Below are 240 nucleotides of genomic sequence, written 5' to 3' on the forward strand. Positions count from 1 at the left end.
AAATATGGTCGGGGTAAGGGGATTCGAACTCCTGACATCCTGCTCCCAAAGCAGGCGCGCTACCGGACTGCGCTATACCCCGGTAAAAAAAAGGCGACCTCTCAGTCGCCTTCTTCGATCAGCGCTTTTGGCCTCTGATCTTAAGATTCGATTCCAGCGTTAACTGGTCTCAAAAATGGTGGGTCGTGTGGGATTCGAACCTACGACCAATTGGTTAAAAGCCAACTGCTCTACCAACTG

The 240-nt window shown here is 50.8% G+C and carries 1 tRNA gene; it reads right to left on the minus strand.

Features of this window, described 5'->3' with window-relative positions:
• Positions 1-5 precede the first annotated feature (5 nt).
• Positions 6-82, minus strand: a tRNA-Pro gene (locus K0H47_RS00455).
• Positions 83-240: the final 158 nt, after the last annotated feature.

Origin of the sequence: Pseudomonas sp. Xaverov 83 (genome assembly GCF_019352905.1) — a bacterium.
Lineage (GTDB): Bacteria > Pseudomonadota > Gammaproteobacteria > Pseudomonadales > Pseudomonadaceae > Aquipseudomonas > Aquipseudomonas yamanorum.